Source organism: Sulfurospirillum tamanense (assembly GCF_016937535.1).
Taxonomy (GTDB): domain Bacteria; phylum Campylobacterota; class Campylobacteria; order Campylobacterales; family Campylobacteraceae; genus Sulfurospirillum_B; species Sulfurospirillum_B tamanense.
Map to the genome: position 1 here is coordinate 1 of NZ_JAFHKK010000021.1, position 16,229 is coordinate 16,229.

Consider the following 16,229-nt stretch of genomic DNA (forward strand, 5'->3'; position numbering starts at 1 on the left):
ATCATCGAAAACTTTATGCGCTCCACTATCGAACTCAACGACCTTACCCATGTGGATGAGACCAACGCTAAATCTATTTTCAACCTCTTGCGTTCGTTGGAACTTGTTTACATGGTAGATACGCAGTTTCGCCAAGTGACCTCGTACTTTTACAAAGAAAAGCGCGATGACATCACCCTTGGCCTCTCCAAAGGCCACCTGTTTTCCAAAATCAAACTCAACCCCGATAGCATTTTTATCAGCAACCCGTACATCAGTTCCCACACGGGCAACATGTGCATCACCGCCGCGCGCCCCGTGGAGGGCGGGTACCTCATCTTGGATTTCAAACTCCTTGACATTCTCAAAAGCCTTTCACTGATTGAGCTCAACCAACCTTTTAATCATGTCTCTAAACTTATTTACGGGCTTATTGGGTTTGCTTTGTTACTCATGGCGCTTGTGTTACTTGCTTTTGGAGCAAAAGTAAGCATCAGTTCTTTCATCTCAGGCAGTTTACTCCACGACATCGGCTCCATTTTTACCCCCATCATTGCCATCACCCTCGCTTTGGCCATTTTTGATTTGGCGCGCACCATTTTAGAACGGGAAGTGTTTTACAAAAATTACAGCGAGTCTGAAGAAGTAGAAGACAAAGTGCTAAGCAAGTTTCTCACCTCCATCATCATCGCCCTTTCCATCGAAGCACTCATGGTGGTCTTCAAAATCACCTTGAGTGATTTTTCCAACATGCTCTACGCGCTCTACCTTATCGGTGGGATTTCCTTGCTCATTCTCTCCTTGGGTGCGTACAAATGGGTGAGTTTGAAGCGTAACGGAACCTAGTCGCACACACAGCGATTTTTACCCGTTTCTTTAGCAAGGTACATAGCGTGATCTGCACGGCGCAATAACTCTTGCGCGGTTTGCGCTCCCAAGGGGTAAAGCGCCACCCCAATGCTCACTGAAAGCTCCAAGGCCAAATCCTTTACATGTAAAGGTTGTTTTGCTGCTTCTAATAACCGTTGCGCGGTTTGCTTGTACTCTTTTGGGGTTTTTAGTGCTTCTAGAATCGCCACAAACTCATCGCCCCCCAAGCGGGCAAGAGTATCGCCTTGGCGCAGTTGGGCCTGCAACCGCTTAGAGATAATTTTCAAAATCTCATCGCCCACCGCGTGTCCGTAAATGTCATTGATTGCCTTAAAGCCGTCAAGGTCAATGTACATAACGCCCATGAGGGCTTGCTCCTCTTGTGCTTTGGCGATGGCAGTTGTGAGCTTTTCCATTAAAAAAGCACGGTTTGGCAAATCCGTAAGATAATCATAATACGCAGCTTTTTCCAGTGCTTGTTCGTGAGCTTTAATGTGGGAAATGTCTGCATAAAGTGCCACATAATGCTGCACAACCCCTTTGGTGTCTCGCACCGCACTCAACGTCAACAAACGAGGATAAACAGTACCGTTTTTGTGTTGACTCCAAACTTCGCCGCACCAGTACCCTTGTGCTTTTAGCACTTCTTTTATCTTTGCAAAAAATTCTAAAGAGTGCGCACAAGAATAAAACACCTCTGGCGTTGTACCAATAATCTCCTCAAGGCTAAAGCCTGAAATTTTAACAAAAGCCGCATTAGCGTCGATAATCACCCCTTTAGCATCGGTAATGAGAATCCCCTCACGCGCGTGGGTAAAGACGCTTGCAGCGAGCTGTTGGCGCATAATGGCTTCTTTGCGCTCAGTAATATCGATGTCGATGCAAAAAAACTCTGGGTTTTGCTGAGGGATTTTCACCACAGCATGGCTAGAAAACACTTCTACCTTAGCGCCATTTTTGTGGCACAATGTAAGCTCCGAAGAGGGAATAGCCTGCCCCGTTTTGGCCATGGTTTTAAGGGCGTCTTTTACCTCTTTCTTCATTGATAAGGGAATGATAAGCTCAAGGAGGTTTTTCCCTAACGCTTCTTCTTGGGTGTAACCATAAAAATGCTCCGAAGCTTTGTTCCAGTACTGGACCACTCCTTTCATACTGTACCCTTGGATTGCCACAAAAGGAATGTTTTGAAAAAGCTCCCTAAAGCGCGCTTCGCTTTGTGCAAGCGCGGCTTGTGTCTGTTTTTGCGCCGCAAGGCTTTCTTCAATGCACGGGCTCTTGGTCATATCGCGCAGTAGCAATAGCACTTTTGAGGGGCTATCGGTACTTAAAAATCCCACCTGAAGCCTTTTGGTTGTCCCTTTAGCATCACAAGCTTCAAGACACAAACGCTCTTGCTTTTGACAGGCATTAGCCAGCACATCCACAGACAAATGAGAAGAAAATGAGGGCACAAAAGTCTGAAATGTCATGGAAAAAAGTGTGTCGGAGCCAAAAAGTGAAAAAGCAGAAAGGTTAGCATCAATGATTTTGCCACTGTGGGATTCTATCAACACCATAGCCAAATCACTACGGCGAAAATAGTCCATAACCGATGGAGCGAGGGTTTGCAACTGCATGGGATCCCCTTCCCTATTTAAAGCAGGCAGATACATGTAATAAGTCCAGGTTAATACTAATCCAAAGCCTCTTACAGCTCCCTTATATGGCACAAAAGTGCCTCTATTTCTCAAGCACACCGTCCATGAGTGGCTTACATGTAAAACATTAAACTGCCCCTTTAGCACAAACATGGTATAACTTCGGCTTTGATTTTTTACTAAAGGGCAAAGATGAATCCAGTGGTAATTGCCGTGTTGGTGATGTTGGTGTTGAGTTTGTTGCGCATAAATGTAGTCATCGCGCTTGTGATTGGCGCGTTGGCGGGGGGCATGTTGGCGGGTCTTGGGGTGCTTGGAAGCATCGAAGCCTTTAATGGCGGGCTTGGCGGGGGTGCGACTATTGCGCTCAGTTACGCCATGTTGGGTGCTTTTGCGGTAGCCATTTCCCGCTCAGGCATCACCGATGTGTTGGCGCAAAAAGTCATCAAAAGCCTTGGCAAAGAGGCCACAGCGTTACAACAGCTGTATTTTAAAGGGGTGCTCTTGGGCATCATCTTGCTCGCGGCCGTCTCTTCGCAAAACCTCATCCCTGTACACATCGCGTTTATCCCCATCCTCATCCCGCCACTCTTGCACACCATGGCGACCTTGAAACTTGACCGCCGCTTGGTGGCGTGTACGCTGGCCTTTGGCTTGACGGCTACGTATATGCTTTTGCCTGTGGGCTTCGGGGGTATTTTTCTCAACAACATTTTGCTCAAAAACATCGTAGAAAACGGCGTACAGGTCACCACGGCGCAACTGCCCGTAGGCATGGCCATCCCTGTGTTTGGGATGTTTTTGGGGCTACTGGTAGCGGGTTTGGTGAGCTACCGCAAACCCCGCGAATATTCTTTGGAACAGCTCTTAGCTGCCGAGCCTGAGTCGGTGGAAATCAAACCGCTGTTTTTGGTGGCCGCTGTGGGCGCCATCGTCCTTGCGTTGTGGTTGCAGCTCTATTCAGACTCTATCATCCTAGGCGCGTTGGCGGGGCTTGCGGTGTTTGTGGCCTTTGGCGTGGTTAAGCCCGACCAAACCCAAGACGTGTTTGCTAGAGGCATCGGAATGATGGGGATGATTGGGTTTATCATGATCGCCGCTTCGGGGTTTGCAGAAGTCATGAAAGCCACGGGCGGCGTGGGGACGCTGGTGAGCTTTGTGAGTGAAACCATCGGCCAAAACCGCTCGTTGGCAGCGCTGTTGATGCTCGTCGTGGGCTTGCTCATCACCATGGGTATCGGTTCGTCGTTTTCGACTATTCCCATTATCGCGGCCATTTATGTGCCTATGTGTATGGAGTTTGGCTTTTCGCCTTTGGCGACCATCGCGCTCGTGGGAACAGCCGCGGCCCTTGGAGACGCAGGTTCGCCCGCATCTGACACCACGCTTGGGCCAACCTCGGGGCTCAATATTGACGGCCAACACGACCACATCTGGGACACCGTTGTGCCTACATTCATCCACTTCAACATCCCGCTCATCCTCTTTGGATGGGTCGCTGCGATGGTGTTGTAGCCTTACATGTAAAGCCTAAATCTCCCCCAAGCGGTAGCCTATTTTGACGATAGTCTCGATGGCGCCTTCGGGGAGTTTTTTGCGCAAGCGTTTGAGTAAGGCGCGAATGTTGTCCATGCACGTCACTTCGCCTTCCCACACGTACTCTTCCAGTTCGCTAAAGCCAATGACCCGCTTGGGGTCTTTGGCAAAAAGCTCCAAAAACATCACCTCTTTTTTGGCCAGTTTTATCTCTTCGCCACAAGGGTTAAAGAGGCGGTGGTTGGCATAGTCGTAATCATACCCCTTCCATAACGCGACCATTTGAGAAGGAACATGGCAGAGTTTTTTGATTTTATGCACCAATTCGTAGACGTAAAAGGGCTTTTTGAGGTAATCATCGCACCCCAGCTCATAAGAGACGCGGATTTTGTCCAGTTCGTGGTTGGAACTGATGATGATAGCAGGGGTTTCTTTGTGGTAAAGACGCAGGGTTTCAAGTACGGAAATCCCGTCTATGGAAGGGACGTTGATGTCCAAAACAAAACACTGGTAGCCGTTATTTAACGCTTCAAGGGCCTCTTCGCCGTCTGTGAAAATGTCGGTTTTATAACCCTCTTGCTCTAGGGTATTTTTAATGAGTTTGGCCAAGCGTTCGTTGTCTTCAAGGAGTAAAATTTTCATGTAGCACTTCCTAAGATGATGGTAAAACACGCCCCTGAGGGGGTATTGGAGGCCCAAATCTTGCCCCCCATTTTTTCTTCGATGATGAGTTTGGTCATGTAAAGTCCGATGCCATGCCCTTTTTCTTTGGTGGTGTAGTAGGGGTCAAAGATATGGGGGAGCTTTTCTTTGGAGATGCCTCCGCCGTTGTCGGAGATGGCGATGATGATTTTGGAAGCGTCGCTATAGATGTTGATGGTGATAGCGCCACGTTTTATCTCGCCTTGTTCGCGCCGTTTTCCAATCTGGTCTTTGGCGTTATTGACGATGTTTAAGAGGGTTTGCATAAACTCGTTTTTGTAGCCATTGACCATGAGGCGTTTGGAGCCTTGCTTGTCGATGGTGACGTCGATGTAGTTGTATTTGATAGTGTGGCGGATGATGTTCATCATGGTTTCGATGGCTTCGGTGACGTCAAAAATGCTTTTTTGAGTGGAGGGCATGATGAATTTTTGGAAGTCGTTGATGGTATCGGTCATGTACTGGACTTGTATCATGATGTCATCCACATAACGGTTGCCCGCTTCTTTTTCGGTTTCTTTACATGTAAAGAGATGCTCTTGGGCGATGGTGGCGATTTCCACAAGGGGATTTTTCCACTGGTGGGCGATGGAGGAAAAGACTTCGCCAATTTCCGCGAGCTTAGATTGTTGGACGATGAATTGCTGGTGTTTGTTTTTTTGAAGCTCCGCCTCACGCCATTTTTTCTCGTTTTGGATGCGCATGTAGATGTTGTGTACCAGTCCTAAAATGAGCAAGATGAGCAAGGGAAGGACAAGAAAGAGAGCATCGACGTATTTTTTGTGCTTATCTAAAAAACGCACGGGAGAGTTCACAAAGCGGAACGATTGGTTGAGTAAAAAAGGCTCAAGGTTGAATTTTTTGATTTTTTCGTAGTTGAAAATGTATTCGTATTCGATGTCTGTGATGATGCGATTTGGCGCGCTTGGGTTAGACAGTAAGGTGATGGCAAGCTCCCCTGTGGTGTAACCGATGTCTTTAATGAGGGCTGATTTTCCTCCGACGATGCCCTTGGTGATAAAAAGCGAATCGGTGGCAAAAACAGGAATTTCAAGGGAATTAAGAACGTAAGCGATTTCGTAATTGCGGTAAAACTGGTCGTAGTTGCCACTGTAAAAAGGAACGAACAGCATCGCTTCATCAGGGGCAGGGGTAGAAAACCTCGCCTCCAGTTCATCCAGAGCCAAGTCTCCCACGTACTCCACCTCAAAGTCTACATCCAAAGTGTCTATAATGGCTTGGATAGAAAGCCCCGATTCAAGGTCTTGAGCGCTGGTTTCGTTGAGAATATAAAGCTTTTTGAGGCTAGGAATCATGGTATGAATGATGGCGATGTTGTCTTTAATGGGGCGGGTTTTAAGCACGCCTGAGATTTTTTCAAATAGTCCTGCTTTGTCTGCTTGCACCTTTGAAAAATGTTCCATCCCTGCAAACAAAATGCGCTCATGGGCAAAAAGTTCGTCGTAATAATGAAGCACAAACGTGTACGCATGGCGGTCAATGGGGATGATGAGGTCGTAGGTGGTTTTTTTGCGCTTAATAGTAATGGCGTCGCGGAGTTTTTGGTAGTGGGTCTCAGAGGCAGCTTGTCTGCCATCCATGTAAATGACATCGGCTTGAACGTTGGGATTGGCGATAAAAACCTCCTGAATCCCCGTGATAATCTCCGTACTCCACTGGAAGTTTTTAGGATAAGAATTTAAAATCAACACCCGTTGGGGTTCTTGGGCAAAAAGCGGTGAAAAAAAGAGTAACACCAAAAGCATTAGACTTCCAAAAAGCCTATAAATGTTCATTAAATCCCTTTTTCATAGCAAAAAAATATTGTAACTAACTTTACGTAATTTAAAGCTAAAAAAGGCCTTTTTTCTTTACATGTAACACTTAAATCTCTCCCAAACTGTAGCCGATTTTGTTGACAGTTTTAATGGCGCCTTCGGGGAGTTTTTTCCGCAGGCGCTTAACTAGTGCGCGGATGTTGAGCATACAGGTTTCTTCGCCCTCCCACACGTACTCTTCAAGCTCACCAAAACTCACCACGCGCCTGGGGTCTTTGGCAAAGAGTTCTAAAAACTCCATCTCTTTTTTAGCCAGTTTTATCTCCGCACCCAAAGGGTCAATCAAGCGGTGATTGGGACAATCGTAGGTGTAGCCCTTCCACAGGGCCGTGATGCCCTCGTCACTTTGGGAGAGTTTTTTGATTTTTTGGACCAGTTCGTAGATGAAAAAAGGTTTTTTAAGGTAATCATCGCATCCTAGCTCGTAAGAGAGTTGGATTTTTTCCAGTTCGTGGTTGGAGCTGATGATGATAGCGGGGGTGCCTTTATGGTAAATACGCAAGGTTTCAAGCACCGAAATCCCGTCAATGGAAGGGACGTTGATGTCGAGGATGAAAAAATGGTACCCGTTATTAAGCGCATCTAGCGCCTCGTCCCCATCCCCAAACAGATCCACCCGCCACCCTTGCTGCTCAAGGGCGCTTTTAATAACTTTTGCCAAGCGTTCGTTGTCTTCAAGAACTAGAATTTTCATGCTGCACTTCCTAATAAAATCGTAAAACATGCCCCCACAGGGGTGTTAGAAGCCCAAATCTTGCCTCCCATTTTCTCTTCAATAATCAGCCGCGTCATGTACAAGCCAATCCCATGCCCCTCTTCTTTGGTAGTAAAGTAGGCATCAAACACTTGGGGTAATTTTCCCTCAGGGATGCCCCCGCCGTTGTCGCAAATGGCGAGGATGATTTTATCTGCGTCACACGAAAGCGTGATGCTAATCTCTCCGCGCTTGATGGCTCCGCGTTCTCGGGCAAGCGTGATTTGGTCTTTGGCGTTGTTGACGATGTTTAAAAGGGTCTGCATGAACTCGTTTTTGTAGCCATTGACCAAAAGGCGCTGGGTGCCTTGCTTGCGCACAGTGATGTCGATGTAGCTGTATTTGATGGTGTGATTGATAATTTTTAACATCTCTTCGATGGTCTCGGCCACGTCAAAAACGCTTTTGTCAACGGAGGGCATGATGAACTTTTGAAAGTCATTGATGGTGTCAGTCATGTAGCGCACTTGCACCATGATGTCGTTGACGTATTGGTTGTTTTCTTCCTGGGGTTGGTCTTTACATGTATAGACGTGCTCTTGGGCGATGGCGGCAATCTCGATGAGCGGGCTTTTCCACTGGTGGGCGATGGAGGAAAACACTTCGCCAATCTCGGCCAATTTGGCTTGTTGGACGATGAATTGTTGGTGTTTGTTTTGTTGCAGTTCGATGGCGCGCTGTTTGGCTTCGTTACGCGCACGCATGTAAATGTTGTGCCCAAGGCCTAGGATGAGCAGCACCAACAAGGGTGAAGCCACAAAGATGGTGTCGACAAACACCCGATGCTTGTCAAAAAACCCAAGAGGAGCGTTTAAGCGTGTGTAAGAGCCCACATGAGGATGGGGCGAGAGGCCAAAGTGGGCAAGTTTTTGCACGTCAAATTGGTATTCGTAAGTCTCATCGGTGCTTACATGTAAAGGGGTGATTTCGCCTTTGAGGGTTTGTAAAATAAGTTTTCCTGTGTTTTCTCCCAAAGCGCGAATAGGAACAACTTTCCCGCCAAGGGCCCCTTTCCCCATAAAAAGCGTATCGGTGACAAACACAGGTAAGGCGCTTTTATCAATCATGGCGGCAATTTGGTTGTTTTTGTAAAAAGTTCCATCATGGGCATTGTAAAAACGGATGAAAAAAATAGCTTCATTGGGGCGAGGGGTGCTAAAACGTGCTTCGAGCGCTTCAAGGGAAGAGTGGCGAATATACTCCACCTCAAAGGTGTCTTGGTTGTCTAAAATGGCCTGACGAATAAAAAGATCCGAATCGTCCCCGTTAGTACTTCCGTCATTAATGATGGTGAGTTTTTTTAACGAAGGCATCATCTTGGAAATAAGCGGAATCGACTCCTCAATAGCCCGTTTTTCAAGAAGCCCCACCACACGATCTTCAAGCCCAACTTTTTGCACCGCCTCAAGGGAAAACTGCTCAGGACCCGTAAAAAGCAAAGGTTCATCGGTAAAAATCTCATGGTAGTATTTAAGCAAAAAATTGTACGCAAAGGTGTCAATGGCGACGATGAGATCGTAGCGCTGGTTTTTGAGCTGGAGTTTATACAGCTCCCGCAGCGTAGCAAAATACTCTTCGGAACTGATGCGTTTGGAGTCCATGTAAAGGATATTGGTGGTGATGTCGGGGTGTTCATAAAGCACTTCTTCGATGCCACTAAGCATGTCATCACTCCATTGAAACCCTTTGTGGTAAGAGTTGATGACCAAAATTTGTTTGGTGTCGCTTGCCCAAAGGGACGCACAGGTGCACCACGTTAAAAAAAACAGTGCCGCAATTACCCAAAGTCTCATTACGACCTCCCTAAAAGTACGTCATTATATCTTAAAGTGCCCAAGGGAAAGTTTGAGTTGTTCGGATTGTTGAAAGAGGTGTTCACTGGCTTTGGCCCCCTCTTGGGTGCTGTGAATGTTGCGCTGAGCGATGTCTGCGATGGCGTCTAAATTATGGGTGAGCTGGGTGACTTTGGTGGTGGTTTCGAGGTAGCCCGAGAGGGTGGTTTGGGTCTCTTTGATGGCCTCGTTCATCAGGGTAACGCTTTGGGAGAGGGTGTGGTTAATCTGCGTGGATTCGTCCGAGAGCCCGTGCAGGTTTTGGGAAGCTTGGAGCATCTGCGCATTGGTTTCAATGATGGATTGGACGACCACATTGATAGTGGCGTTGATGTCGGTGAGGCTTTTTTGGGTGCGTTCGGCGAGTTTGCGCACTTCATCGGCTACCACGGCAAACCCACGCCCGTGGTCTCCCGCGCGCGCCGCTTCGATGGCCGCGTTGAGGGCCAAAAGATTGGTCTGGTCGGCGATGTCACCGATGATAGTGAGCACCTCTTTGACATCTGTAGCATTTTCGCTAATTTCTGAGAGTTTTTGGGCGATGGACGCTTCCCGCGAAGAGGTTTCTTGCAAGGTGGTGTTGAGGGTTTCCATGCGTGAACGCACACGGTTTAGCTCTTCGCTGGTACCAAGAAGGCGTTTTTGGTTTGCCTGGGTTGTGTGCGAAGCCTCATCCAAAGAAACAGAGATGGTTTGCCCAAGGGCTGTTGCATCTTGCAAAAGTGCGCCTTCTTGGTGAGCAAGCGTGATGACTGAAGCAGTGGTTGAAGAGAGTTCGGCGGCAATGGCGGCGTTTTCACTCCCGCTGAGACTTGCTTCGCGGATGAGGTTGGCGATTTTTTCAATAAAACGGTTGATTTCATGGCTAATGCACCCAAACTCATCGTGATGTTTGACAGCAAGGCGCTTGGTTAAATCGCCCTCGCCCCCTGCAAGGTCTTTTACGGTTTCATGCAGTGCGTCCAAAGGGCGCATGAGGGTCGTTAAAAGGCCATACATCAACGCAGTTGCCACCAGTACAAAAACCGAAAAAAGTCCCATACTAGAACGAAAAGCGGTCGTAGCGCCTTGGTAGATTGCCGCTTCACTCACAACAAGAGCGACAATCCATGGGCGGCTTTGTAGGCGAGCTGAAAAAAAGATTTGGGGTGTTTCTTGGTGGGTAAACGTTTGTTTGTGGTGAGCCGCCAACGCGATAGCCGAGGCATCAAAGTGGGTGTTTTTACTAAAAAATGATGCTTCTTCTTTGTCTTTAATGCCGATGATGGCGAGTAAGTCGGTGTTTAAAATCATGCTTCTTCCTCCCTCAGGAAGTGCAAGGTTAAGCACGGAACGGGTGATGGTTTCCAGGGAAACATCTGCTCCTAAAACGCCGATAGGCTTGCCCGAAGCATCAAGAATGCGCTTGGCAAAAGTGATGAGCAATTTTCCACTGCTCGCACCTATGTAAGGGTCGCTAATAAAAACATCTTGGTGCCCAATGGATTGTTTATACCACCCTCTGGTGCGGGGGTCGTAGCCCTCGCGGTTACGGTTGTCGTGGTCGATGGTCTTGCCATTACTAAAGCCTGCAAACACATGGTCAAACCCACCGCTTTGTTTTGCCAAAAGAAGCAAAGTGGAGATTTCTTGTTTTTCTAAATGGGGGTCATGGTGGGTAAGTTTTTGCACAAAGCTTTCTACGGAGAGGGCTTTTGTCTCCATCCATGTATCGATTTTTTCTTGCAAGGAAGTGGCTAAAATCTTGTACTCCGTGTCAGTGGCAAGGGTGATGCTTTGCTTGTGTTGGAGGTGGTTAAAAACCGCCAAAAGAAACAAACTGATACCCAAGAGGGTGCCAACGCTAAGAAAGATTTTTGTTTTAAAGCTAAGAGTCATAAGAAGTCCTTTACAAGAGGTGAGAAGGCTAGAGCAATGCCCTAGCCCAAAGCATTAGTACGTCAAGAAAAGGTTTTGGAGTGCCTCTTTATCGGTAGTTTTGGTAAGTCCTAGCATCAACAGCACGCGGGCTTTTTGAGGGCTAAGGCTTGTGGTAGCAATGAAACCGTATTTGGCATCATCCACTTCCCCTTCTTGTACTGTGCTACCGCTTCCTGTGCGCGAAGAGCGTGCGACGATAACCCCTTTTTTCACCGCGTCACCAAGGGCGTCTTGGGTGCTTGGGAAAGGATTACCATTGCCCATGCCTGCATACACGATGCCTTTGGTCCCCGCTTTAACCACCGCCTCTACGAGGTCTTTGGTGCCGTGTGGATGTCCAAAAAGAATATCCACACGGGGCAAATCTTCAAGCCCGCTCACGTCAAACTCTGAAGAAAGCGTGTGTTTGCGTAAGGGCTGCATGAAAAATTCTACATTGCCATAATAAACGGTGCCGATTTTCCCTGCGTTGGGCGAGGTGAACGTGTTGACCGAAGAGGTGTTGCTTTTGGTCACTTCCCGTGCACTGTGGATTTCGTCATTCATGACCACAAGCACGCCTTTGCCTTTGCTTTCTTTGTGGGTGACCACGCTCACGGCGTTGTGAAGGTTTAACGGACCATCGGCACTCATGGAGGTGCCTGAACGCATGGCACCCACAAGCACGACGGGTTTGTCGCTTTTAACCGTGAGGGTTAAAAAGTAAGCGGTTTCTTCCATGGTGTCGGTGCCGTGGGTGATGACCACGCCGTCCACTTTTGGGTCAGCTAGCAGGGCATTGACGCGCTTGGAGAGTTTGAGCCAGACGTGGTTGTTCATCTCCTGAGAACCAATGCTAGAGATTTGTTCCCCTTTGATAAGTGCCATCTCATTGATGGAGGGCACCGCGGCGAGGAGTTTATCTACCGTTACCGCGCCTGCGGTGTAGCTACTTGAAACGGCCGTAGCTCCAGAGCCCGCAATGGTTCCGCCAGTGGCAAGGATGGTGATGTTGGGTTTAGCCATAAGTAAAGAGGCTCCCGCCACGCATGCCATAAGAGAAAATTTGAGAATATGCATCGTAACTCCTTTGGGTATTAAAGAATCAGCCCACCAATAACAAAGGCAAAGGCAACAGACAGGGCGATAGCAATCACACCAGGGATGATAAAGGGATGGTTAAAGACAAATTTGCCAATGCGTGTAGAACCTGTGTCGTCCATCTCCACGGCCGCGATGAGCGTAGGGTAAGTAGGAAGGACAAAAAGTGCACTGACCGCAGCAAAAGAAGCGACAATAGAAACAGGGGCAACACCTAGGGCGATCGCCGCAGGGATGAGCGCTTTAGCAGTGGCAGCTTGGGAGTAGAGCAAGGTACTAGCAAAGAAAAGCACCACGGCTAGCATCCACGGATAGTGGTTAAGCAAATCGCCCGCAAACACTTTAATGGCATCAATGTGGTTCACCACAAAAGTAGAGCCAAGCCATGCAACACCAAGGACACAAATACACGCACTCATGCCCGATTTAAAGGTAGAAGAGTTAAGCACTTGGGCCGAGTCGATTTTGGTAAAAAACGCGATGAGTGCCGCAGCAGTAAGCATGAAAAGCATGATGGCAGAATCTCGCCCTACGACAGGGTTTTCGATGAGGCCAACTTTACCACTAATCATCGTAGCATAGGTGACAACGGCGAGGATAGCAAACAAGAAAATGCCCACGGAAAGTTTTGCGCCAGGCTTGATTTCGAGCTTGGTTTCGCCACGCATTTTAATCAAACCTTTAGCAAGACGCTCTTGGTACACAGGGTCATCCTTGAGGGGTTTGCCCAAAAAGCCAGAAACAAGCGCCGCAACCATGCACGCTAAAAAGGACGAAGGAATACACACGGCTAAGATTTCCAAATACCCCACCCCTAAAGGCTCAAGCACACCGCTAAGGAAAACAACTGCCGCTGAGATAGGCGAAGCAGTGATGGCAATCTGAGAAGCAACAACCGCGATACTAAGGGGGCGTGAAGGACGGATGCCTTGCTCTTTGGCCACTTCAGCAATGACGGGCAAGGTAGAAAACGCCGTATGGCCAGTGCCTGCAAAAAAGGTCATGATGTAGGTCACGATGGGCGCCAAAAAAACAATCTGTTTGGGGTTTTTGCGTAAGATTTTCTCCGCAATACTGACCATATAATCAAGCCCACCCGCGACTTGCATGGCACCAATGGCCGCGATAACAGACATAATGATGAGGATAACATCAATGGGAATAGAGCCAAGTTTTAAGCCCATACCAAGAGTAAGCACAAGGATACCAATCCCCCCTGCATAACCGATACCGATACTTCCAAGTCTTGCACCAAAATAGATGGCGCCTAGCACAACGATGACTTCAAGCCATAACATAGAAACTCCTTTGTTTTAAGTGTGGGTGCGCACTGCTGCGCACCCGTTTAGGTCTTTACATGTAACTTCACACCACCGGCTTAATCTTATGTTTCTCCGACAACCCGTAGTTCTTGGGTCGAATCATGTTCTCAGGTTTGATAATCTCATCCAATTGTTCTTTTTCTAAGAACCCTTTTTCTAACACAATGTCATACACTGACCGTCCACTCTGTAAGGCTTCTTTGGCCACGATGGTAGAGTTCTCATACCCAAGGTAAGGATTAAGGGCGGTGACTAACCCAATGCTATTAAGCACCAGTTCCAAACAACGCTCTTTATTGGCCGTAATCCCACACACACACGAAGTAGCCAAGGTTTCAAAAGCATTTTTCATCATGTTGATAGAGTTAAACAAGTTGTAGGCAATGAGCGGTTCAAAGACATTCAGCTGTAACTGCCCGCCCTCAGACGCCATGGTAATAGCCACGTCGGTGCCAATCACTTGATAACACACTTGGTTGACTACCTCAGGAATCACAGGGTTCACTTTACCTGGCATAATGGAACTTCCCGGTTGCATGGCAGGGAGGTTAATTTCATTAAACCCTGTACGGGGGCCTGAGCTTAAAAGGCGCAAGTCATTACAAATCTTAGACATCTTAGTCGCTACCCGTTTAAGCACCCCAGAAATCTGCACATACGCGCCCGTATCTTGGGTCGCCTCAATCAAATCTCCCGCTGTCACAAACGGACGTCCTGTCACTTCTTGGAGTTTGCTCTCTACGAGTTTGGTGTACTCAGGATGGGCATTAATCCCTGTCCCAATAGCTGTTGCTCCCATGTTCATCTCACGGACTAACTGTTGGGCTTCACGGATACGCTCAATGTCTTCGCCAATCATGACTGCATAAGTACGAAACTCTTGTTCTAATGTCATGGGTACGGCGTCTTGAAGTTGGGTGCGTCCCATCTTGATGACATCTTTAAACTCGGTAGCTTTCTTAGCAAAGGCTCCTTTGATGATGGCCATGGATTCGTTAAGTTCTCCAAGCTTTTCATACAAAGCCACCCGAAGGGCAGTAGGGTAGGCATCATTAGTAGACTGGGAAAGGTTGACGTCATTGTTAGGGTGGAGGTGTTTGTACTCTCCTTTAGCAAATCCCATAAACTCTAAACCAATGTTGGCAATAACTTCATTGGCATTCATGTTCGTCGAAGTGCCAGCCCCTCCTTGAATCATGTCGACCATGAACTGGTCATGGTAACGTCCCGCGATGAGTTCATCACACGCATGGCAGATAGCATTCTTTTTTTTCTCTGCTAACAGCCCTAGTTCAAAGTTGGCTAACGCGGCTGCTTTTTTTACTTTGGCAAGAGAAATGATAAAAGTAGGAAATTTACTTAAGGTTACACCAGTGATATGAAAGTTCTCCATCGCACGTGCGGTTTGTACACCGTAGTAGCAGTCATTGGATATTTCTTTGTCACCGATGAGATCGTGTTCGAGTCGGGTTGACATGGGGGTCTCCTTAAAATGTATTTGGAGAAGTGTAGGATGCAAAAGAGGCTTTTTGGAGACTTTTTTAGATAAAAGTGAAAAATAAAGATTAGTAATAAAACTACAGGAATGAGAGACAAAGCCTTACATGTAAAGCACTGAGCGGGCGCGCCTATTTGCTCATTCTCGATTTGCCATCCTTGGCAAATCTCCGAGGGTTTTCGGCCAGCGCTCGTCCTGAGCGCTTAGTGGCCTCAAAAAACCGCTCACAGGCGCACCCACTCAGTGCTTAAGGGAATTTTTGCTAAAATTCGCAGATTCGGTTAGCTGCATTTTAACCCGTCAATTCCTCCCCAAGGTGTGCTTCATGGCGTATCGACACAAAGATTTACTGGGCCTCAGGGAGCTCTCCAAAGAAGAAATCCTCTTTTTTTTGAGCTCAGCACAAGCGTTTAAAGACCTCAATAACAGCGAGGTTAAAAAAACCCGTTCGTTGCACGGCAAGACCGTGATTAACGCTTTTTTTGAAAATTCGACCCGCACGCGCGTCTCTTTTGAGACGGGAGCAAAGCGCTTAGGTGCGGACGCCATCAACTTTTCCGCCTCCCAAAGCAGCGCCCAAAAAGGCGAAACCCTCCTTGACACCATCCATAACATGGAAGCCATGAAAACGGACATCTTTGTCTTGCGCCATCCCAATTCTGGCGCGGCACAGTTTGTGGCACAGCACTCGGATGCGTGTATCGTCAACGCGGGAGACGGCTTGCACGAACACCCCACCCAAGCGCTTTTAGACCTCATGACCATCCAAGAGCACAAGGGGCGTTTGGAAGGGCTAACGGTCGTTATCATCGGCGATATTTTTCACAGCAGGGTGGCGCGCTCGAACATTTGGGCCATGAAAACACTGGGCATGACGGTGAAGCTTTTTGGGCCACCGACCATGATGCCCGCCCATGTGGATGTGTTTGGATGCCACGTGTGCAAGACCATGGAAGAGGCCATCGAGGGTTCTGACGTCATCATGATGCTACGCATTCAGCTAGAACGGCAAGATGGCAGTACCCCGTTCCCTTCGACGCGTGAATATTCCAAGTTTTTTGGGCTGAGTTCCACGCGCATCAAACTGGCGAACCCCAACCCCATCGTTTTGCATCCAGGCCCCATTAACCGCGGGGTGGAGATTAACTCCGATGTGGTAGAAAACCCCGAAGTGTCGGTCATTTTGAACCAAGTGGAAAACGGCGTAGCCATTCGCATGGCGGTGCTTGACATCCTTAATCGCAACCGAAACAGTTAGGAA

General features: G+C 47.9%; 12 protein-coding genes. 3 read left to right on the plus strand and 9 right to left on the minus strand.

What is annotated here, in order from left to right:
* On the plus strand, positions 1-825 hold an 825-nt coding region (locus JWV37_RS09295), incomplete at its 5' end, for a PDC sensor domain-containing protein (RefSeq protein WP_205459522.1).
* Here the strand turns inward: JWV37_RS09295 and JWV37_RS09300 are convergent.
* Positions 822-2,465: a sensor domain-containing protein gene (locus JWV37_RS09300; RefSeq protein ID WP_205459523.1), complete on the minus strand. Its 1,644-nt coding sequence runs from the start codon at positions 2,463-2,465 to the stop codon at positions 822-824. The two genes, JWV37_RS09295 and JWV37_RS09300, sit on opposite strands and share 4 nt — an antisense overlap.
* Positions 2,466-2,678: 213 nt before the next feature.
* Here JWV37_RS09300 and JWV37_RS09305 point away from each other — a divergent pair, with 213 nt between their 5' ends.
* Positions 2,679-4,001 (plus strand): Na+/H+ antiporter family protein, encoded by a 1,323-nt coding sequence (locus JWV37_RS09305; RefSeq protein ID WP_205459524.1) that lies wholly within the window; start codon positions 2,679-2,681, stop codon positions 3,999-4,001.
* 15 nt (positions 4,002-4,016) lie between these two features.
* On the opposite strand, the gene JWV37_RS09310 is transcribed toward JWV37_RS09305, so the two are convergent.
* The 8 genes from JWV37_RS09310 to aspA form a co-directional block, all read right to left on the minus strand.
* Positions 4,017-4,664 (minus strand): response regulator transcription factor, encoded by a 648-nt coding sequence (locus tag JWV37_RS09310; RefSeq protein WP_205459525.1) that lies wholly within the window; start codon positions 4,662-4,664, stop codon positions 4,017-4,019.
* Positions 4,661-6,520 (minus strand): sensor histidine kinase, encoded by a 1,860-nt coding sequence (locus JWV37_RS09315; protein WP_205459526.1) that lies wholly within the window; start codon positions 6,518-6,520, stop codon positions 4,661-4,663. Before JWV37_RS09315 ends, JWV37_RS09310 begins: the two co-directional genes overlap by 4 nt.
* An 88-nt stretch (positions 6,521-6,608) precedes the next feature.
* Positions 6,609-7,256: a response regulator transcription factor gene (locus tag JWV37_RS09320; protein WP_205459527.1), complete on the minus strand. Its 648-nt coding sequence runs from the start codon at positions 7,254-7,256 to the stop codon at positions 6,609-6,611.
* A complete protein-coding gene (locus JWV37_RS09325) occupies positions 7,253-9,109 on the minus strand; it encodes a sensor histidine kinase (protein ID WP_205459528.1) in 1,857 nt (618 codons plus the stop codon). Before JWV37_RS09325 ends, JWV37_RS09320 begins: the two co-directional genes overlap by 4 nt.
* Before the next feature lie 24 nt (positions 9,110-9,133).
* Complete coding sequence (locus JWV37_RS09330; protein ID WP_205459529.1) at positions 9,134-11,026, minus strand: methyl-accepting chemotaxis protein; 1,893 nt, start codon at positions 11,024-11,026, stop codon at positions 9,134-9,136.
* A 54-nt stretch (positions 11,027-11,080) separates the two neighbouring features.
* Positions 11,081-12,103, minus strand: a complete 1,023-nt coding sequence (locus tag JWV37_RS09335; protein ID WP_205459557.1) for a type II asparaginase — start codon at positions 12,101-12,103, stop codon at positions 11,081-11,083.
* Positions 12,104-12,144: 41 nt separating this feature from the next.
* Positions 12,145-13,446: an anaerobic C4-dicarboxylate transporter gene (locus tag JWV37_RS09340; protein WP_205459530.1), complete on the minus strand. Its 1,302-nt coding sequence runs from the start codon at positions 13,444-13,446 to the stop codon at positions 12,145-12,147.
* Between the two features lie 67 nt (positions 13,447-13,513).
* Positions 13,514-14,947 carry an aspartate ammonia-lyase gene (gene aspA, locus JWV37_RS09345; protein ID WP_205459531.1) on the minus strand — a complete coding sequence of 478 codons (1,434 nt, stop codon included), beginning with the start codon at positions 14,945-14,947 and terminating at the stop codon, positions 13,514-13,516.
* Between the two features lie 346 nt (positions 14,948-15,293).
* On the opposite strand from aspA, the gene JWV37_RS09350 reads away from it, so the two are divergent.
* Entirely contained in the window at positions 15,294-16,226 is a 933-nt protein-coding gene (locus JWV37_RS09350) for an aspartate carbamoyltransferase catalytic subunit (protein WP_205459532.1), read from the plus strand.
* The last annotated feature ends 3 nt before the right edge of the window (positions 16,227-16,229 follow it).